Origin of the sequence: Paenibacillus phocaeensis, from assembly GCF_900021165.1 — a bacterium.
GTDB classification, from domain to species: Bacteria; Bacillota; Bacilli; order Paenibacillales; family Paenibacillaceae; genus Fontibacillus; species Fontibacillus phocaensis.
The window spans coordinates 1-18,993 of the sequence record NZ_FCOQ01000018.1 but is presented as its reverse complement, the minus strand read 5'-3'; the positions used below and the strand labels follow the sequence as shown (position 1 = coordinate 18,993).

General features: G+C 53.5%; 19 protein-coding genes and 4 tRNA genes. 5 read left to right on the top strand and 18 right to left on the bottom strand.

Annotated features, from left to right (window positions below; all coding sequences use genetic code 11):
* Positions 1–92 precede the first annotated feature (92 nt).
* On the bottom strand, positions 93–335 hold the full coding sequence (locus tag BN3795_RS10375) for a post-transcriptional regulator (protein ID WP_068785339.1): 243 nt from the start codon (positions 333–335) through the stop codon (positions 93–95).
* A gap of 247 nt (positions 336–582) precedes the next feature.
* On the opposite strand from BN3795_RS10375, the gene spoVB reads away from it, so the two are divergent.
* Complete coding sequence (spoVB, locus tag BN3795_RS10370; protein WP_068784618.1) at positions 583–2,187, top strand: stage V sporulation protein B; 1,605 nt, start codon at positions 583–585, stop codon at positions 2,185–2,187.
* Positions 2,188–2,194: 7 nt separating this feature from the next.
* Here the strand turns inward: spoVB and BN3795_RS10365 are convergent, their stop codons facing one another.
* A complete protein-coding gene (locus tag BN3795_RS10365) occupies positions 2,195–2,896 on the bottom strand; it encodes a DUF421 domain-containing protein (RefSeq protein WP_068785338.1) in 702 nt (233 codons plus the stop codon).
* Positions 2,897–3,127: 231 nt separating this feature from the next.
* Here BN3795_RS10365 and BN3795_RS10360 point away from each other — a divergent pair, with 231 nt between their 5' ends.
* Together BN3795_RS10360 and BN3795_RS10355 are read left to right on the top strand one after the other, a co-directional pair.
* Complete coding sequence (locus BN3795_RS10360) at positions 3,128–3,520, top strand: TIGR04086 family membrane protein (protein ID WP_068784617.1); 393 nt, start codon at positions 3,128–3,130, stop codon at positions 3,518–3,520.
* A gap of 81 nt (positions 3,521–3,601) precedes the next feature.
* Positions 3,602–4,447, top strand: coding sequence for a phosphatase PAP2 family protein (locus tag BN3795_RS10355; RefSeq protein ID WP_068784616.1), 846 nt, complete (start codon positions 3,602–3,604; stop codon positions 4,445–4,447).
* 70 nt (positions 4,448–4,517) lie between these two features.
* Here the strand turns inward: BN3795_RS10355 and yajC are convergent, their stop codons facing one another.
* The 13 genes from yajC to BN3795_RS10290 form a co-directional block, all read right to left on the bottom strand.
* On the bottom strand, positions 4,518–4,826 hold the full coding sequence (gene yajC, locus BN3795_RS10350) for a preprotein translocase subunit YajC (RefSeq protein ID WP_068784615.1): 309 nt from the start codon (positions 4,824–4,826) through the stop codon (positions 4,518–4,520).
* A 32-nt stretch (positions 4,827–4,858) separates the two neighbouring features.
* Positions 4,859–5,998 carry a tRNA guanosine(34) transglycosylase Tgt gene (tgt, locus tag BN3795_RS10345; protein WP_068785337.1) on the bottom strand — a complete coding sequence of 380 codons (1,140 nt, stop codon included), beginning with the start codon at positions 5,996–5,998 and terminating at the stop codon, positions 4,859–4,861.
* A 37-nt stretch (positions 5,999–6,035) separates the two neighbouring features.
* Positions 6,036–7,064, bottom strand: coding sequence for a tRNA preQ1(34) S-adenosylmethionine ribosyltransferase-isomerase QueA (queA, locus tag BN3795_RS10340; protein WP_068784614.1), 1,029 nt, complete (start codon positions 7,062–7,064; stop codon positions 6,036–6,038).
* An 8-nt stretch (positions 7,065–7,072) separates the two neighbouring features.
* On the bottom strand, positions 7,073–9,175 hold the full coding sequence (locus BN3795_RS10335; RefSeq protein WP_198524691.1) for a SpoIID/LytB domain-containing protein: 2,103 nt from the start codon (positions 9,173–9,175) through the stop codon (positions 7,073–7,075).
* 45 nt (positions 9,176–9,220) lie between these two features.
* Complete coding sequence (gene ruvB / locus BN3795_RS10330) at positions 9,221–10,225, bottom strand: Holliday junction branch migration DNA helicase RuvB (RefSeq protein WP_068785335.1); 1,005 nt, start codon at positions 10,223–10,225, stop codon at positions 9,221–9,223.
* 31 nt (positions 10,226–10,256) lie between these two features.
* A complete protein-coding gene (ruvA, locus tag BN3795_RS10325) occupies positions 10,257–10,880 on the bottom strand; it encodes a Holliday junction branch migration protein RuvA (protein WP_068784613.1) in 624 nt (207 codons plus the stop codon).
* Positions 10,877–11,380, bottom strand: a complete 504-nt coding sequence (ruvC, locus tag BN3795_RS10320) for a crossover junction endodeoxyribonuclease RuvC (protein WP_068784612.1) — start codon at positions 11,378–11,380, stop codon at positions 10,877–10,879. Before ruvC ends, ruvA begins: the two co-directional genes overlap by 4 nt.
* Positions 11,381–11,590: 210 nt before the next feature.
* A complete protein-coding gene (locus BN3795_RS10315) occupies positions 11,591–12,598 on the bottom strand; it encodes a FecCD family ABC transporter permease (RefSeq protein WP_068784611.1) in 1,008 nt (335 codons plus the stop codon).
* Entirely contained in the window at positions 12,595–13,602 is a 1,008-nt protein-coding gene (locus BN3795_RS10310; protein WP_068785334.1) for a FecCD family ABC transporter permease, read from the bottom strand. The genes BN3795_RS10315 and BN3795_RS10310 overlap by 4 nt, the downstream gene beginning before the upstream one ends.
* A 17-nt stretch (positions 13,603–13,619) precedes the next feature.
* The gene (locus tag BN3795_RS10305) at positions 13,620–14,573 is read right to left on the bottom strand and encodes an iron-hydroxamate ABC transporter substrate-binding protein (RefSeq protein WP_068784610.1); all 954 of its coding nucleotides are present in this window, start codon (positions 14,571–14,573) and stop codon (positions 13,620–13,622) included.
* 135 nt (positions 14,574–14,708) lie between these two features.
* A complete protein-coding gene (locus BN3795_RS10300; protein WP_068784609.1) occupies positions 14,709–16,364 on the bottom strand; it encodes an AraC family transcriptional regulator in 1,656 nt (551 codons plus the stop codon).
* Between the two features lie 166 nt (positions 16,365–16,530).
* On the bottom strand, positions 16,531–17,220 hold the full coding sequence (locus BN3795_RS10295; RefSeq protein ID WP_068784608.1) for a BofC C-terminal domain-containing protein: 690 nt from the start codon (positions 17,218–17,220) through the stop codon (positions 16,531–16,533).
* Positions 17,221–17,355: 135 nt separating this feature from the next.
* Positions 17,356–17,429, bottom strand: a tRNA-Pro gene (locus BN3795_RS10290).
* Between the two features lie 130 nt (positions 17,430–17,559).
* Here BN3795_RS10290 and BN3795_RS25530 point away from each other — a divergent pair.
* Positions 17,560–18,147, top strand: coding sequence for a hypothetical protein (locus tag BN3795_RS25530; protein ID WP_068784607.1), 588 nt, complete (start codon positions 17,560–17,562; stop codon positions 18,145–18,147).
* Positions 18,113–18,682: a helix-turn-helix transcriptional regulator gene (locus BN3795_RS25050; protein WP_198524690.1), complete on the top strand. Its 570-nt coding sequence runs from the start codon at positions 18,113–18,115 to the stop codon at positions 18,680–18,682. The genes BN3795_RS25530 and BN3795_RS25050 overlap by 35 nt, the downstream gene beginning before the upstream one ends.
* A gap of 64 nt (positions 18,683–18,746) precedes the next feature.
* Here the strand turns inward: BN3795_RS25050 and BN3795_RS10275 are convergent.
* From BN3795_RS10275 to BN3795_RS10265, 3 genes are all read right to left on the bottom strand, one after another.
* Positions 18,747–18,826, bottom strand: a tRNA-Leu gene (locus BN3795_RS10275).
* 7 nt (positions 18,827–18,833) lie between these two features.
* Positions 18,834–18,907 (bottom strand) — tRNA-Arg (locus tag BN3795_RS10270).
* Positions 18,908–18,916: 9 nt separating this feature from the next.
* Positions 18,917–18,991, bottom strand: a tRNA-Gly gene (locus tag BN3795_RS10265).
* Between the last annotated feature and the right edge of the window lie 2 nt (positions 18,992–18,993).

Genomic DNA, 18,993 nt, shown 5'->3' with positions numbered 1-18,993 from the left:
AATATTCCTATTATAGCGATGGCCGAAAAACCAGTCAATTTATCTAATATTGTCAATTTGATTAACGACCGGCACGAAAAAAAAGATCCCCTTCAATCTAAACGGGATCCCCGATAAGCGGACATCGTCATATAGTTCATAAACTGGGTTACTTTCAGAGAAAGAATGTCATTGACCAACTGATACAAAGGGGGGATTCCGCCCTTCTCGTATTTATGGCTGATACACTCCCAAATGTCAGGTCCGGTGATATGTTCGTACCCGATAAGCCGGAACTCTTCGGCCTTGCTGCGACACAAGCCCTCGATTGCCTCGTTCAGTTGTTGGTCCGTCATTTGATCTTCAGCCACGCTTCAAGCCTCCTTAGAAAACCCGTCTTATTACATTCTACCCTAAATCTCCGAATCCTGCTTAGAAGAGTTCTTCCATTTGGGAATCTTGCAAAAAAGACGAGTCATGAACCGGGACAGGTCTGTCATATCCATGAAGAGAGAGGTTGTACGGGCCTTGCTTACGAGTTTATTAGGCAGCTGCCGCATCGATTAGAAGCAATGGACTGCTGCCGGGGGAGTGGAGTTTCGATTGAATAAACAAACCTTTATCCAGGGTACGATGATTCTATTGGTGGCAGGGATCGTAAACCGCCTCCTGGGCTTCATTCCGCGCATCATGCTGCCCCGCGTGATCGGGGCCGAAGGGGTTGGGCTGTATCAACTGGGGTATCCGTTTTTTCTCGTGCTGGTCACGATGATCACCGGCGGTATTCCGCTTGCGGTAGCGAAACTGGTGGCCGAAGCCGAATCTTCAGGCAAACCCGACCGTTCGGTGTCGATTTTACGGACAAGCTTGGTGTTTACGACGGCAGCCGGATTTTTGTTTACATTTCTCTGCTTATTTGGCGCCCCTTGGGTGACCCGGTATATCCTGACCGATCCACGTGTCTATCATACGTTTATCGCCATGAGCCCCATGATTGTAATTGTGGCGGTCTCGTCGGTCTACCGCGGATATTTCCAAGGGAAGCAGGATATGATTCCTTCGGCGGTCTCCTCGATCTTGGAGACGGTTGCCCGCATCATCGGCGTCCTCTGGTTTTCTTATCTGCTGTTGCCCATGGGAATTGCTTATGCAGCCGCAGGGGCGATGCTTGGCGTCGTGGCCGGCGAGGTAGTTGGAATGGGCGTTCTGCTGTGGCAATATCGGCGATTGCAACGCCGGGAGCAGTCGGCAAACTCCCTCCAGAGCGCCATGTCGGAATCCCCCGATCCTGACCATTCTGCTGAAAATGAAACGGCTAATCCCTTCGCAGCAACGTTGCGCCGTATTCTGCGCATCGCGATACCGGTCACGGGCAGCCGCCTGGTTGGTTCCCTATCCTACCTACTGGAGTCGATTACGACGGCGCGAAGCCTGGCGATCGCGGGCATAAGCGTTGGTGTAGCCACCTCCCAATACGGGGCGCTGCAAGGGATGATCATTCCGCTTCTGCTGCTGCCCGGAGCCTTAACTTCCTCGCTTGCAGTGTCCCTGGTCCCCTCCTTAGCCGAGGCGCAGGCACGCGGGGATGTCAAGACGATCCATCTGCGGCTTCATCAATCCTTGCGGCTTGCGCTGGTCACCGGCGCTCCGTTCGCCGCGATCATGTTTGTCCTGGCCGACCCGATATGCCGGCTCGTTTATAACGACGGAACCATCGGGGGGATGCTCAGAATTATGGCGCCGTTTGCCCTTCTGCTGTATGTGCAGACGCCGCTGCAGGCCACGCTGCAAGCGTTGGATAAACCGGGGCGCGCACTCATCAACACGTTGGTTGGGGCGATCATCAAGATTTCGTTGATCTTCTACCTTGCCTCCAACCCGGCGCTAGGAATCTACGGCGCAATTATCGCTATTATTATTAACTTTATCGTAGTGACTGTCATGCACGGGTACAGCGTGTCCAAGACCCTTCGCTATCGCTTGCCTTATCTAGATATGCTTAAGGTAAGCGCGGCAATGATCATTATGGCCGCCGCTGCGGACTACTTCTACAAGCACCTGGTCATCAGCTCGCAAATGGGGTGGCAATTCCTGACGGCAGCTCTGCTGTCCGGGTTGCTTTATCTGGCTCTTGCCGGAATCATGGGATTGTTCGATCTCCAGGACCTGAAACGGATCCCGGTCCTCGGCAAGTGGCTCCGAAGATAACCGCGGCTTATTGCTTCTCGTCGATCGCGTTAATATATAGCTTGCCCTTATGATCGATGCTGCAAAAAAACACCTGTTTAAAATCCGTCAAGCCCTTCGATTGGATTTGATTTTTCAGCCAAAAGCGCGTTTTTCCGATTTGCTTCAAGTTATCGTCGTTTACCTTGCCGTCCATAATTAACGGCAGCGGGAGCGCCTCGTATTTGATTTTCGCGGAGAGACGGGCTTCCTTCTTTTTGGGATGCGATCCTTCCTGACCTCCGGATTTCTCCTTCGGAATCACGCTCAGCTGCCCCGTGGTTTCTAACACGGCAAATTCGACGTCAGCGACGCTGTCGATTTTCTGGGATCTAAGCTGCATCAGCAAATCATCCAGATTGTATCGCTGGCGCCGCATTTCTTTACGGTTGATTTGCCCGTTCTGGATGATGACGCTGGGCTTGCCGTCAAACCACAAACGCACTTTACGAAAACGCAGCGACAGCATTGCAATCGCGATCTGAATCAACAGCAGCGTAAGCATGGGAACAACTCCGTCATAGATCGGCCGGTTGATGTCCTCCAGCGCAAACACAGCGATTTCTGCAATCATTACCGATATAACCAGATCGAAGATGGACAATTCGCCGATCTCCCTTTTGCCCATAATACGCATGACTCCGAACACCAAGAAATACATCAGGACGGTTCGGAAGATATGGTTTGCCATATGCTCGACCACGCCAATCCCTCCTCTGGTTAGAAGCTCGCACAGAACATGGTATAGGTATTCTGACCGCCCCCCTCCTAATCCATGCGAAAGCTTCGCAGGTTAAAATGCGGGAAGGTTGCAATATTCTTCCTTGCTCAATTTTGGCCAAGTCTGGTCTATCCGGGGAAGCTTGACCATAAAATGAGGTAAAACGTCTGTCAAGACATGGAGGACAGGAGGTTGAGCGCAATGCATTTGATTCGGCGAATTTTCGGGGTTCGTTTGTCCCAACCCACCGTTGCCGGGTTATGGTATGGATTTTTGTGGATGATGATCGGTGCCTTGATTTTATCCTTATTGCTGCAAGGGGACATGCTGGAAGAGTATGAAATGACGTTATACACGTATCTTGTACACGCTGCTGCCGTATTGTTTGGGGGGATCGTCTCCGGCAAACGGGCAAAAGAGAAAGGCTGGTATCAAGGGGCACTGACCGGAGCGCTGTATGTGCTGCTCTTGTTGCTGATCAGCTTCTTGGCCATGGATACGTCGCTCGGCTTGCGGGAATGGGGATTAATCTTGCCCGGGTTGGTGATCGGGGCAATCGGCGGCATGATCGGAGTGAATCTCGTTCGCAAGTAAACCGGGTTTTACGGCGGCCTCCATTCATGATAAGTTGGACATAGTCCAACCGACATCATATGAGGAGGTCGTTCTCGTATCATGTATTATTCCATGTCCGGCATTTCCTGGCTGACCGGAATCTCCGTTCTAATCCTAATCGGGGTCAACACGTCTCGCTCGCCCTGGCATGCCGGTATTTCATTGTTTCGGCAACTGATCAAATCAAGGCATTTGCTGTGGCTTCCGCTGTTGACCGCCGGAGTTCTGCTGTTAAATAGATATGAACTGTTACTGGAAAATCAATTTCCCTACAATATGGATTTCACCCCGTGGATCTTAAGCATCGAGGGGCATTTTGTCGCTTCCTTTCAAAGCCTGTTTCATGCACCAGCCGTCACCCAAGTGGCCGCCTTCTTCTATTTAGTCGTTTTTCAAGCTCTTATTCTTGCTTCGCTGGGGATTTATGCTTCCGACGACCGACTCCCTTTGCTGTACGCCACCTGTTGTACCGTGATCCTGAATTACGTGGTGGCGCTTCCTTTTTATTTGCTGTTCCCCGTAAACGAGGTATGGTCGTATTCTCCGTCGGGCGCTTCTTTTTATATGCTGGAGGTCTTCCCGGATTTCGAGAAGGTTTACCGCCCTTTGTCCGGTCTCGATAACTGTTTCCCCAGCCTGCACACCTCAGTCTCCGTCTCTATGGCCATTTTGGCAATGCGCTCAGGAAACCGGCGCTGGGGCCTAATGGCTTCCTGCTGTTCGGCCATCATTCTGTTCTCGATCTTTTATTTGGGAATTCACTGGGTTACGGACATGATCGGGGGAGTGGTGCTAGCCGTTTCAGCCTCAACCATCGGCCTTGCTTGGGGGAAACGTATGGCGAACTCTTCGCCGCCCGGAAGCCTTAAACCGAATCAAGACATAAGAAAAACGGCTACCCCTTAAACACTGGATAACCTGATAATACGAAAGAGCCTGTAGCATACAGGCTCTTGCTTGGTTTGCTTATCGGAAATTACCCTTCCGACTCCTTGATCGCGTGGCTGATCGCGCTGCGGTCAAACGTCAGCTTGGTTACGTCATTGACGCGAAGCACTACCGTATCGTCGGTCAGTTCCATAATCGTCCCATGCAACCCGCCGATCGTTACGATCTTGTCGCCTTTCTTCAGCGCATTCAGCATCGTATTGCGTTGTTGCTGCTTCTTCTTCTGCGGGCGAATTAATAGAAAGTAGAAAACAGCAATCATGATAACAAACGGAATGATCATGGTGATCAGCGAATTGCCGGCGGCCGGCGGCTGTGCGGCATACTGAAAGAACATGTCTTATCCCCCTTTCCAAGATAACTAACTGTTTAAAATCCTTTGTCATTGCCAAACAGACCGTACTGCTCAAAAAACTCATCCCGGAAACTCAATAACCGATCGTCCATAATCGCCTGACGGACTTTGCCCATCAGATTGATGAGGAAATGCAGATTATGGTATGTAGTTAATCGCAGCCCAAATGTCTCGTCGGCTTTGATGAGGTGGCGAAGATACGCCCTGGAGTAATTTCGGCAGGTATAGCAGTCACACTCGGGATCCAGCGGTCCGAAATCATTGGCATACTGAGCGTTGCGTACGACAAGCCGGCCTTGGCTGGTCATGGTTGTGCCGTTGCGGGCAATCCGGGTCGGCAGCACGCAGTCGAACATGTCGACTCCGCGAATCGCCCCTTCAATCAACGCATCCGGCGATCCGACCCCCATCAAATAACGCGGCTTGTCTGCCGGCAGCAGGGGAACGGTATATTCCAACATCTCATACATCAATGGCTTAGGCTCGCCTACACTCAGTCCACCAATAGCATACCCCGGGAAATCCAGCGAAGTCAAATCGCGGGCGCTTTGCTTGCGCAGGTCCTCGTACATGCCGCCTTGAACGATAGCAAACAACCCTTGATCCTGGGGACGGGCATGACTCTGCAAGCAGCGCTCCGCCCAGCGGGTCGTGCGCTCCAGCGAGTTCTTCACGTAATCGTAATCCGCCGGATAAGGCGGGCATTCATCAAATGCCATCATAATATCCGAGCCGAGCGCATTCTGGATTTCCATCGCCACTTCCGGAGACAAGAACAGTTTATCGCCGTTCAGATGGGACCGGAAGTGCACGCCTTCCTCCGTGATTTTGCGCATTTCACTGAGCGAGAACACCTGGAATCCGCCGCTGTCCGTCAGAATCGCGCGATCCCAGTTCATGAATTTATGCAGTCCTCCCGCTTCGCGAATGATCTCATGCCCCGGCCGCAAGAAGAGATGGTAAGTGTTGCTCAGAATAATCCGGGCATCCATCTCCTTCAGCTCTTCCGGACTCATCGTTTTCACGGTCGCTTGTGTGCCAACCGGCATAAAGACCGGCGTGTCGAACGAGCCATGCGGCGTGTGCACGCGCCCCAGCCGGGCGCCGGATTGCTTGCAGGTCTTGATATGTTCATAGGTTATTGCTGCTGCCAATCTGATCAACCGTCCTCTTCTCGTAATGGATACCTCTTTAGTAAATGAACATGGCGTCGCCAAAGCTGAAGAAACGGTACTTCAGGCGGATCGCTTCCTGATAAGCGTTCAAGATCCGCTCCCGCCCCGCCAGGGCGCTGACCAGCATAACCAGCGTCGATTTCGGGAGATGAAAGTTCGTGAGGAGCGCATCCACCAGCCCAAATGAGTAGCCGGGATAGATGAAAATCCCTGTCCACCCGCTGCTTTTGACGATAGGTCCGTCCCCACATTGCTGGGCTACGGTCTCCAGCGTCCGCGCGGAGGTAGTCCCGACGGCGACAACCCGGCCTCCTCTGGCTTTCGTTTCATTTAAGATGTCCGCCGTTTCCTGAGGCAGTACATAATACTCTTCGTGCATGACGTGATCCTCAACCCGATCCACCGACATCGGCCGGAACGTGCCCAGACCGACATGCAGCGTAACAAAAGCGAGGGTTACCCCTTTGGCCCGCACCAGCTCCAGCAAATCTTCGGTAAAGTGCAGACCTGCGGTTGGTGCGGCGGCAGACCCTTCATGTTTGGAATACACGGTTTGGTAACGTTCACGGTCATCCAGCTTCTCCTTAATGTAAGGAGGCAGCGGCATCTGGCCAAGTCGATCCAGAATTTCATTGAAAATCCCTTCATAAGCAAACCGCAGCACTCGTCCGCCCATCTCTCCTTCGGACTCCACGGTTGCACGCAGCTCCTCGCTGAATACGATAACCGCACCGGCCTTCAGCTTCTTCCCGGGTTTGACCAGGGCTTCCCATCGGTCCTCGCCCAGATTTTTGAGCAGCAGCACTTCCGCTTTGGCGCCGGTATCCTCTTTAACACCGAACAAGCGAGCCGGGATGACCCGAGTGTCATTGAGCACCAACGTATCGCCAGGCTGCAAATACTCCAGAATATCGGAAAAGGTATGATGCCGGATTTCCCCGGTTTGTTTATTTAAAGTCAGCAGACGCGAAGCGCTTCGCTCGACCAGCGGCGTTTGGGCGATCAGCTCCTCCGGGAGCTCGAAATCATAAAGATCCACATTCATCGGTTTATTCATTCCTTAACGATAGTCACATTTTGGTAGTAGTGTTGCAAGATTTGCCGATAATCATACCCGGCGTCGGCCAACCCTTTGGCTCCCCACTGGGATAACCCCAGGCCATGGCCGTTTCCTCGTCCAACGAAGACGAACTGATTGGAAGTGTCAACCACGCGGGCCGTCTGATCACCGCTCATGACGACCAGCTTGCCGTTCGCCGTTGTCTTGCCCGAAGCCGACAGAATCGACGTGGACGACGTGGCTGTGCCTGTTCCTGTTGTTCCTCCTGCACCTTGTACAGTATACCGCCCGGTTTGGACGATATCAAACAGGGTGCTTGGCAAGCTGCCGAGAGCAGAGCGATACGAGTCCGCATATTTCACCTCGAGCGGCTGGCCGTCGGCCTTCACCTGCGTCACTCGGCCAGACGGTCCGCGCTGTGTGATTTCCAGATTCGAGATCGAAGACGGGGCTTCCGTTGTCGTTTTGCCTTTCAGGGATTTCACCAGCTCATCCGAGCTGAAAGGTCCACGAATCCACGCGTAGGAACTGGATTCAGGCACCTTGTCCAATACGATGGCCTGATCGCCCGGGTTCAACTTGGCAACCGGATCCACCTCCGATTGAATCAACGGCAGCTTCCGGACCAGAACGTTGCTGGTCGTCACCGTCAGCTTCTGCAAGCCGGCCGGTGTCGTTCCATTTAAAGTCGTGTTGTCTTCCCGGACATATCCCGTTATTCCGTTCGACAGCAGAACCTGATACCACGACTTCAGGGAAGCTTGCGCCGATTCATCTCCGTCGCTGGGCACGCTGGAATAAATCGGATTCACATTCCCCCAGACCTCCGTCGAATCCGCCGTTACACCGCCGCTGTTGGATGCGAAGATGCCTTCCACGATCTGCCCGTTGCCCGCTGTCAGCACCTCCCCCGCCGTGGCATCCACGGCCTGGACGATGCTGGGCACTTCCTTCTCCGTACCGTTGTACACTTGGCTTAAAGTCGTATCCACGAGGCCGGCAACCTTAAATTTGTTGAGTCCCGCATTGTACAACGCATAGCTGCGAGCCGCAACCGCCTGGGCTTTCAAAGCTTCCTGCGGCCAGGACGACGGAACTTCGCCCGCAACAACGGAATATAGATATTGCTCTAACGGCAGCTCATTGATGAGCGCCAGTTGACCGTTCACTTTGCTGATTTCAAAATCCCCCCGGTAACTGCGCCCTGAGCGTTCCACCACCTGAATCGGGGAATTGCCGTCATCCCGGACGGACAATGTGGCGCCTTCCCCGCTGAGCTCGTAATGATCAACGCCGGCGGGGGCATCCAGGTTTAGCGTCACATCACGATGCAGTAGTAATGCGGGTACCGTCTCGTTGACCGGAGCCCAAGAATACGCGGGATAGAGCCCGCTCAACTCGGTTTGCAGCGCGGCTTGCTCCGCTGCGCTTAAAGCTCCTCCAACCCATACCGCATACTGCTGCGGCCCGATCATAACCGCAGCCGCCTCTGCATGCTGTGCATTCAACGTCTGGCTTAAACTTACCGCCTCGGATTGACTCGCAAACGAGCCGGCACTAACATACCAGGGCCCGCGTGCTTCGGCCTTGGCCCCTTTTAAGGAAGCGGACAACGTTTGGCTGACCCGGTCCGCTGCTTTTTGCGCTTCTGCAGCGCTGGCATAGGGACCCGTGTATACGCGATAAAGGGTGCCTCCTGCTGCTTGATCTGCGGCGTAAGCCACCGGCTTATCCGTCGTTCCCTGCAGCTTCTTAACGGCAGCGGAGACCGCCCCCCAGTCAGCGGATTCCAACGCTTTGACCTTATAACCGTTAACGCTGAACCTTGCCGTATTTCCCGCTCCCAATTGCAGCCAAGGCTCCAATCCAGAGTTGACCACAAAGCCCGCTTCCGCTGCCGCAGCCGTCTTCAGGGTCACCGCCGGTGTTGTTGACTTATAAGTGCTGCCGAGGTCCAGGTACATAGCCACGCGAACGCGTGTGGTATCCGATTGATCAGCCGCCGCCGGAAGGTGAATCCCCCCGGCTAACAGTAACCCGGCGAGAATTCCCTTTCCCCATCGGCCTAACGAAAATGTCCGTCTTGTACGTTTCAAACCCGCTTCTCCTCCTCATGATGCCAATAGGCTAAGTTAAAGTGGTTAAGGCGTTTCCGGTATCGGCAAACCCAAATGTTGATAAGCTGCCGGCGTCACCATGCGTCCTCGCGGCGTCCGCTGGAGAAATCCGATCTGCATCAAGTAAGGCTCATAGACATCCTCTATGGTCTGACTCTCCTCGCCGATCGTCGCGGCGATGGTATCGAGTCCGACGGGACCGCCCCGGAAGCTTGTGATCATGGCACGCAGCATTTTATGGTCGATTAAATCCAGCCCCATCGGGTCAACCTGCAGTAATTGCAGCGCCTCTTTAGCGATATCCGTCGTAATCATGCCGTCGCCGCGGACCTGCGCATAGTCGCGCACCCGCTTCAGCAGCCGATTCGCGATTCGCGGCGTGCCCCGTGAACGAAGCGCAATTTCCGTTGCTGCATCCCCAACCATTTCAATGCCGAAGATATCCGCCCCCCGTGACACGATATAGCTGAGTTCGTCGATATTATAAAATTCAAGGCGGCTAACCACCCCGAAACGGTCGCGAAGCGGTGCCGACAGCAGCCCGGCTCGTGTTGTGGCCCCAACCAGCGTAAAGGGCGGCAGGTCCAAGCGAACGGACCGTGCACTCGGCCCCTTGCCGATCATGATATCGAGCGCGAAATCCTCCATCGCCGGATACAGCACTTCCTCCACCGTCCGGTGCAGCCGATGTATCTCGTCGATGAACAAGACGTCGCCCTCCTGCAGATTGGTCAATAGAGCCGCCAAATCCCCCGGGCGCTCAATGGCCGGCCCCGAGGTTGTCCGCAAATTGACGCCAAGTTCGTTGGCGATGATGTTGGCCAGCGTCGTCTTGCCAAGTCCCGGCGGTCCGTACAACAGCACGTGATCCAGCGCTTCCTTGCGCATTTTCGCCGCTTCGATATAGATTTGTAAATTTTCCTTAATCTGATTCTGTCCGATATATTCCGCCAAATAACGCGGCCGCAGGCTTAACTCCACCGCCTGATCTTCCATCATTAAGTTTGCGGATATGATCCGGTCCTCCATCATGCGCTAAGCTCCTTTCCTCTCCTCATCCTTAGCCGGCGTACAGCAGCTTTAGCGCCTTTTTCATAACGGAATCCACCGCTTCGTCCGGCGCAACCTCGTCCTTCAGGCGATGCCAGACCTTGTCCAGCTCCGCTTCGGTATACCCCAGCGCTTTCAGTCCTTCCCGCGCCTCCGGCCAACCCGGAGTTCCGGTATCCAGCCCCGCCTCTCCAACATCAGCCGGCACCGGGTCAAACAAGGTCCCCCCGACGCCCTCCAGCTTGTCCTTGAGATCAAGAATCATCCGTTGGGCCGTCTTCTTGCCGATCCCCGGCAGCTTGGTCAGAAACGCGATATTCTCCTGATAGATCGCCGCCACCACATGGTCCGGATTGCCGCCGCTTAAGATCCCCAGAGCTACGCGCGGGCCAATGCCGGATACTTCAATCAGTTTGCGGAACAGCTTCTGCTCTTCGCGGGTCGGGAATCCGAACAGCAGAATGGCATCTTCCCGGACATGGTGATGGGTGTATAGGGTCACCGTTTCCTGTTGTCCTTTAGCGGCCAAAGCGTAAGGATTGGGGCAAAACACCCGATACCCTACCCCCTGCACATCCAAGACAACGTATTCTTGTTCCAAATGGGCAATCTGGCCTCGTAAAAAATCGATCATGAACGCAATACCTCGTTTATTTTAGAATTTAATGTATAGGAATGCGCATGGCAGACGGCAACGGCTAAGGCATCCGCCACGTCGTCCGGCTTCGGAATCGCCTGAAGCTTCAGGAACATGCGCGTCATTTCCTGCACTTGACGTTTCTCCGCCTTCCCATAACCTACAATCGCTTGCTTCACCTGCATCGGGGTATACTCCGCTATCGACAAGCCTTTCTGGACAGCAGCGAGGACCAGCACGCCCCTGGCCTGGCTGACCGACATCGCCGTCGTGACGTTCCGATTGAAAAACAGCTTCTCAAACGCCACCGCCTCCGGCTTGTATTTGTCAATCAACTGCACCATGGCCTCGTAGACATGCAAAAGCCGTTCTTCCTCCGGGGTATGCGCTTCGGTCTGGATGCATCCGTACTGTACCGGCGTCACCTTACTCCCCTGTTTATCAATAAATCCGAACCCGACAATAGCGATGCCGGGGTCAATGCCAAGTATACGCAAGGCTCATCTCTCCCCAATCGTTGCTTAAACTCCTCCATGATCCTTTGGATGGAGCCCTGTCCCGCGTAAAGCGAACATATGTATTCACTTTATTATAGCAAAAGATCGCGTACATTGAGGAAAAAGTTTGTAGAGAGGTATGGATCGGTGGATGCAAAAAAAGCGCAAGCAGGAAGTGGCTGTTGCCATCTTCTCTGTTTGCGCTTAACGCTACTTCTTGAGCAATAAGTAGGCAAAATAAGGCACCCCGAGCAGCGAGGCCATAACCCCGGCCGGAATCCCGTCAGGATCGATCAGATTGCGGCCGATCGTATCGGCGATGAGCAGCAGCCATCCGCCGAGCAGCACGGCAACGGGAATGAACAGTTGGTTGCGCGGTCCGACCAACGCTTTAGCGATATGCGGAGCCATCAGCCCGATGAAGGCGATGCCCCCGGTGACGGAAACCGCCGATGCGGAAGCCGCGACGGCGGCCAAGATTAGGACCCGCCGCTCGCGTTCCAGATGCACGCCCACGCCGATCGCCGAGGTCTCGCTTAAGCTGAGCAGATTGAGCTGCCGGGATTTGAACAAAGTAAACGGGACAAGCAGGATCAGCCATGGGAGCAAGGCCCCGATAAAAGGCCAGTCCGTCCCCCAAATGTTGCCGGCGATCCATTTGGCGATAAAATCCACCTTGGCGCGTTCCGCCGAGGAGATAATGACGATCATAATCCCCGACAGAGCCATGGAGAAGCCTACTCCAACCAATACAAGGCGAACGGGATCAAGCCCCCGGGTCCGGCTGTACGAGAACAGATAGACGAGGACGGCGGTGAGCAAAGCCCCGATAAACGCAACAAAAGGCAGGAGATAGGCAAACGCCCCCGTCTCGATAGGAAAATACAGAAAAAACACGGAGATCGCCACGCCGGCCCCGGAATTGATGCCGACGATACCCGGGTCGGCCAAATCGTTGCGGGTAACGCTTTGCAGAATCGATCCCGACAACGCCAAGGCCATTCCCGACAACAACGTGATCAGAATCCGCGGCAGTCTGACGGAAAACAGGACGAAGTCCTCTTTGAACGTGCCGTGACCTAGCAGCACGGGGATCAGCCTGTCGAAAGACAGGGGCGAATAGCCGAATCCCATGCTGGCGACAGCCGTCAGGACGATCGCCACGCAGCTGATCAGCAAAATAAGACGCTGTTTCCGAACAAGCGCTAACGGACTCATGATAGCGTTTTGCCCCCTTTACGCACGACAAGCAGGAAGAACGGCAAGCCCGCCATAGCTACGATCGCTGCCATAGGCGTCTCGTAAGGCGCGTTGATAGTCCGGGCAAGCGTATCCGCCAGCAGCATGAAGGCCGCCCCTGCAAGCACTGAAAAAGGCAGGATATAACGATAATCGGTACCGACAACCTTGCGGACGATATGCGGAATCATCAGCCCCAGGAAAGCGAGGTTTCCGGCGAGCGCCACTGCGGCCCCCGTCAGCAGGATGACCAGAGCAAACAGAATCCCTTTGATTCGGGCGAGCTTTTGCCCCAGACCTACCGCCACTTCGTCGCTCAGACTCAGAATCGTTAAATGTCCGGAATACAGAATGGACACTGCGATCCCCGCTGCAATCACCGGCGCTATCACCTGAATTTGTGCCCAAGTAGTCCCGATTAAACCGCCTGCCGTCCACATAGAGACGTCCTTGGAAATTTTGAACATTAAGCTGATGCCTTCTGTGACGGCTTGAAGGAAGGTGGAAATGGCCGCTCCCGCAAGCACGATGCGGACGGGGGACAGCTTCCCCCGGCGTACCGCGCCAAGGCCGATGACCAACCCGCCGCCTGCGGCCGCGCCGATAAAACAAGCCAGCATAATGCCGAAATAACTGATCCCCGGAACGCTCGCGAAAATAATGGCAAGCGCCAGGTTGGCGCCGGATGTAAGCCCCAGCAAGCCGGGATCGGCGAGCGGATTGCGGGTGACCCCTTGCATGATCGCTCCGGCTGCCGCCAGCGCGGCGCCGACCAGCATCGCGGCCAATTCACGCGGCAAGCGGATTTCCTGCAGCGTGAGTATATTCCCTTCGGAGGCAGTCGAAGTTAGCGCCAGCCACAGCTCGCGGGGCGTCGTTTCCTGCGCGCCGAACCACATCGATATTACGAAGGCGGCGACGAGCAGCAGCACACCGCCGAGAAGCTTGTAAATAAACGGAATCGAACGTATTTTAATTCTCATCGGTATCGTTGCCTTGATCATTTGCCGAGAAAACTTTTAATGAAGAAGTCCAACTGGTATTCCATGCTGAGCGGGTCGTTAAAGTAGAACGCTTTCGCATCGGCTTCAAATACCCGGTTGTTTTTGACGGCAGGGATATTTTTGTAGGACTGTGTATTCTGAAAGGAATTGTCCTCGTCGGCATTTTTGCTGAAAATAATATAGTCCCCTACATAATCCTGTAAAACTTCGGACGATACCGCGAAAAAGCCCTCTTTCTCCGTGGCTTGTTTGGCTTTCTCGGGCAAGCTAAACCCCAGATCGCCGTACAAAAGTTCGGTGCCGCGTCCAAAATTATAGCCGTACACGTACAGCTGTTTGTTGAACGTCTCGATGACCGACACCGTCGCTCCTTCGCCGACCTTCGCTTGGATCTCTTCACCGGCTTGTTTGGTCCGCGCCTTGAAATCATCGACCCAGGCTTGGGCTTCTTTTTCCTTGTTCAGCAGTTTGCCGATTTCCAGCTGCTGTGTTAAGTAGTCCACTTTGCCGTACGTATAAGTAACTGTCGGCGCAATTTGCTTGAGCTTGTCCAGGTTTTTGATATCAGACTGTCCGATGATAAGGTCCGGCTGCAGTTCGATGATCTTCTCCAGACTTTCGTCCGTAACCGCCTCGACGTCCTTCAGCTTGTCTTGAAACTGAGGGTTTTCCTTGGACATTTCATCCGCTCCGACGATCGGCACATTCAGCAGCATCACATTGCCCGTCAGGAACCGGGTCAGGACAACGACACGCTGCGGATCGGCCGGAACTTCGACCGGCCCGTTCTCGGATTCATAAGTCATGGTCCCGGAGTCAGACGCGTTTGAAGCCTGGGAAGACGCTGGGGAAGAATTCCCGCCAGTACCTGTGCGATCGGTTTGATTTCCACCGCACGCGCTCAACATAACCGCTAGTGACAATATGATTGGAACAAACAGCTTTCTCATAAGATGACCCTCTCCCTTTTACAATGGCTATGCATCAATCCGCATTTCAGTTGATAATGAGTTTCATTTTCATTAATCATTATATTCAGCCTCATTTTGCTAGACCATAGCTTATTGTTAGGAAAGAAGCTTGGACTATTGAATGCCGGCAAACAACGCGATCGCACGTTGCAACTGCAGCCGGATCGACACGGGATTGTATGGGATCCATTCATCTACGTCCAGCTGATGCACCTTGTTGTGCCGCACGGCGGGAAGCTCTCTCCAATGCGGAGACTGAAACACGGCGTCAGCGTGGGCGGTTGAACCTTTGGCGTCGGGAAGCACGATGACGAGCAGGCGATCCCCCGCGTAATCCGCTAACTCCGCCGGTTCGATGGGAATGGAATGAAAGGGCGTACCGAGCTTATTGATAAGCTGCTCCACTTTGGCCGGTGGCCTTAGCTCGAGCGAATGATAGATTACGTACCCGACATTGCGGGCGCCGTAAACGAGCAGCCCCTCCGGGCGAAGCACCAATATCGCCACGGTTTCGCCCGCGGCCGCATATTGCCGTACAAGCTGGCGCGCCGACATCTCCTCCTGTTCAAATGCGGCCAGCCACGCTTCCGCCTTATCGCTCTCCCTGATCGCCCGGGCGATCAAGCGAAGATGCTCCTTCCAGCCCAGCTCCATCCATGGAATATCTACCACAGGCGCGATGGCTCGCAACTGCTCGGGATTCAAACCATGCCGATGCAAATGCTGACCCGCTGCGATAATCATGTCCGCTTGGGTATCCAGCAGCGCCGACTTTAACTGCTCGAAGGTACAGTCCGTATGGATAAATCTCATCGTTTGCGGTTGCGGCAGGTCAGCGGTTTGGACATACTCGCCGTTCTCCGAAATCGTGAGCGCCGGCTCCCGCCCAAGCAGCAGCAGATGGCTCGCATAAGGCGTCAGCATGACGGCCACGCGCTGCGGAGAAACGCGGTGGTATCCCGTCGGCGAAACCCCGGTCTGCCGTTTAAAGCGGCGGCTAAGGTAAAATTCATCCTTGTAGCCGACCTTCTGCGCGATCTCCCGGAGCGTGCCCGAACCGCCGATCAGCAGCTCGACGGCCCGGTGAACGCGCAGCCGCGACAGGTATTCCTGCGGTGAGAAGCCGGTAATCCGTTTGAATAGAATAGAATAATGCGAACTGCTTACGCCCGCCATCGCGGCCAATTGCTCGCGGGTGATTTTATCTTTAAAGTGGTTCTCCATATAGGCGAGGCTTCGCTCCATGCTTGGCTGCCCAATGTCCGCAGCGGTTGTCCCCGTTCGGGACAGCAGCTCAAAAATCACACGATAAAACACCAGTTGATTCTGGACATGCCGGGCTTCATAAGCCGGTGAACGATAAAGGTACAATTCCTCCAGCATGGCCACAATCCCCGGTTCATTTGGAAAAAGTCGCACATTCTTACCATCAATCAGCTCGCTGCCGTGGTTCATGGAGCCGTCATACTGAGATACGGTTGGCCCGGAGATGCCGATGGATAGCTTGTAGGCGTGCAGCGGCCCCTGGGAATCCGTCATCAGCGCGGCAGGGGCTCCGGCCGGAAGCAATATAACCGTGCCTTCGGCAAGCTCAAAGGACTGGTCTTCGATTCCGAGAACCGCCTTGCCGCCGGCAATGCCGATCAGCACCGCAAACTCTTCATGGATTTTGTGCATCGGCAAGCTTGAAGTGCCGTATAACGAACGAATTTGGACAGCCGTATATATAGGGAAGCGGAACTCCGCCCACTCCGAGACAAGGTTAGTCAAAACAAAGCCTCCATTGCGATGAAAATTAGCAGCTTCTTTCTCAGATAGTACCACATTGGAAGGCCTCGTCAACTCCGGTGTACCGTGCAATGCAACGTAAAAAAACGCCTCCCTCCTTTGCATAGGAAGGGGGCGCTGCTTTGGCCGTTTTCAGTATGGCTGCTGCTCATTGCGACTGCTCATCGTTTTGCTGCATAACCCGCTCCGACGGCTCAATCGCAAAGTCGCTGAAGGTGGACAGGACGCTGTTGTACTCTTCTTCATCCTGAATGCGAATCCCTTGCTTTAATTGTTGAATCACTTCCGCAGGCAAGGCGCTCTCCATCATCTCTACATCCATCTGGAAAAAAGTACGGATCACCTTTTCCTTCTTCGGCGGACCGTCAAATAACGTCAAATTCCCATCCTTGTCCAAACCGATGTACCCCCGCGTTTTGCAGGTATCGGACAGGCCGTCGATTTTTTCCTCAATCCAAACATCGCCCCCTGCGCCCAGTCTTCCTTCCCATGCAGGGTGGTCTTTCATCAAGTCAGCGATTTCCTCCGGCGTCATAATCCCGAGCACGCTGCTTTCTTCACCACAGGTATATATCTTCGTCAAATGGACGATTCGCGACTTATCCTTCTCCAGGTCCAATAACCATTCGTGATCGGCCGTGGGGACAGCTTCCTGCCATTTCCCTAAAGTTTCGATAGCTATCGGCTCGCGGGCCATCAGCTTTTCCATTTGTGTGGATAATGGCAATCCCATCCAGGCCATCACCGCAATCAGGCAAAAGGCGCTGGCGGTCCATATGGCGCGTCTCCATCTTCTCCATCGTTTTTTGAAGTTTTTTTTGATTTGGAAGATATTCACGGTTATCCCCTTCTATCGGACTTTTGTCTCTATTGTGGCCGATAGTAAGGAGCTTTATTCAATTGGGAAACCAACGAGGTTGTTTCAACGCCTAAACAAAAACAGCCATCCTAAAAGGATGACTGCTGATTCGAATCGGGACGACACGATTCGAACATGCGACCCCCTGGTCCCAAACCAGGTGCTCTACCAAGCTGAGCTACGTCCCGAAATCAATGGTTACCCAATCTAAGAAATCGGGCCACTTTTTCTATTATAGCGACCTATGTGAAGATGTCAACAATTAATATTCGATATTAATCGGCAGAGCTTTATGTCTGGGGGCCCTACATTTATCGATTGGACAGCAAATGGTACCTTTATTTCTCTTCCGGCCCAGAGAATGACTTTGGTTACGGACATCCCAGCTCCTATGTCCTGGAGAACGCTTCTCCCGATCCTTTTGAAGGAACCTGGGAGCTTAAGGGGGAATCCGCAAATGCCGATCGTGACGGACAGATTACGGATCGCCCGTCCTATACTTTAGCCATGGAACAAAATAGCTTGCTCGTTATCGTGTCCATGAACGGCAAGGACGCGGCCGTTTCTATCCAATCCTTGCTCACCATTTGCAATGAGGCTCTTGCCATGGCTAACAATTTCCAACGATATCGTCTGAATATGGGCATCAGTACACTGCATCGAGATGTATTAACGCTGTCACAAGCCTATCGCGAAGCTAGAGAAGCATTGAAGGGCAGCTTTTACAGCGATAATCCTGTCGTCGTCTACAGTCCACATGCCAACCAAGCAATCACTCCCGTTACGCTTCCGCATCATGTCGCAGATCAAATTGCCGAATATCTGCAACGTGGACAAAAAGAGTTGGCCACCCACGAGCTGGACCACCTGCTTGAGAGATACAGAAAGCAACCAAGAACCGATTGAAAATGTGAAGGTAGCTTGTCTGCCGGTCAGTTCTTACTGTTTCCGTCTGCGGATTGCCAGCCAACCCTTTGTTTCGGAGCCCACAGAAAGCCAAACCACCGTGTATAAGCAAATCCAGGAGAGTAAAAATATCCAGCAGTTGACAGATATCCTAAAGCGTTTGATTCAGAGCTGTTCAGAGGCTTTGGCGTCCAATGACAAGCAAACCAATTATATCGTGATCGAATGCCAGAAATATATCAGAGAGCATTATAACCAGAATCTGAACCTGCAGATTATTGCAGACCACATCCATATCAACAGTAGCTATCTTAGCCGCCTCTATAAACGAGTAACCGGGGAATCCATCATTGATTCCATCAACAAGTACCGGATTGAACAGGCCAAGAAATTACTACGGAATCCGGCAAATAAAGTATTTGAAGTTGCGGTAGCCGTAGGCATTGAAACGCCTGCTTATTTCACTCATGTCTTCACGAAATACACGGGGATGAGTCCGAGGGAATATAAGCTAAACTATTCATTCTCTCATTGATCGAGCATAAAAGAAAGACAGGTTCATCATCGGCCGAAGCCATTGATGAACCTGTCTTGTTTGATGCCGGTGAAGGGACTCGAACCCCCACGGTTTCCCTCACGATTTTGAGTCGCGCGCGTCTGCCAATTCCGCCACACCGGCAAAGGAACGCGCCCTAAGAGATTCGAACTCCTGACCTTTTGATTCGTAGTCAAACGCTCTATCCAGCTGAGCTAAGGGCGCGTATGAAGATGGAGCGGACGACGGGAATCGAACCCGCGACCCTCGCCTTGGCAAGGCGATGCTCTACCGCTGAGCCACGTCCGCAT

Bases quoted from the DNA above. Each gene is read 5' to 3' on its own strand.
- BN3795_RS10375 (WP_068785339.1), bottom strand. From the start codon at position 335: ATGACGGACCAACAACTGAACGAGGCAATCGAGGGCTTGTGTCGCAGC.
- BN3795_RS10365 (WP_068785338.1), bottom strand. From the start codon at position 2,896: ATGGCAAACCATATCTTCCGAACCGTCCTGATGTATTTCTTGGTGTTC.
- BN3795_RS10360 (WP_068784617.1), top strand. From the start codon at position 3,128: ATGCATTTGATTCGGCGAATTTTCGGGGTTCGTTTGTCCCAACCCACC.
- BN3795_RS10355 (WP_068784616.1), top strand. From the start codon at position 3,602: ATGTATTATTCCATGTCCGGCATTTCCTGGCTGACCGGAATCTCCGTT.
- yajC (WP_068784615.1), bottom strand. From the start codon at position 4,826: ATGTTCTTTCAGTATGCCGCACAGCCGCCGGCCGCCGGCAATTCGCTG.
- queA (WP_068784614.1), bottom strand. From the start codon at position 7,064: ATGAATGTGGATCTTTATGATTTCGAGCTCCCGGAGGAGCTGATCGCC.
- ruvB (WP_068785335.1), bottom strand. From the start codon at position 10,225: ATGGAGGACCGGATCATATCCGCAAACTTAATGATGGAAGATCAGGCG.
- ruvA (WP_068784613.1), bottom strand. From the start codon at position 10,880: ATGATCGATTTTTTACGAGGCCAGATTGCCCATTTGGAACAAGAATAC.
- BN3795_RS10315 (WP_068784611.1), bottom strand. From the start codon at position 12,598: ATGAGTCCGTTAGCGCTTGTTCGGAAACAGCGTCTTATTTTGCTGATC.
- BN3795_RS10310 (WP_068785334.1), bottom strand. From the start codon at position 13,602: ATGAGAATTAAAATACGTTCGATTCCGTTTATTTACAAGCTTCTCGGC.
- BN3795_RS10305 (WP_068784610.1), bottom strand. From the start codon at position 14,573: ATGAGAAAGCTGTTTGTTCCAATCATATTGTCACTAGCGGTTATGTTG.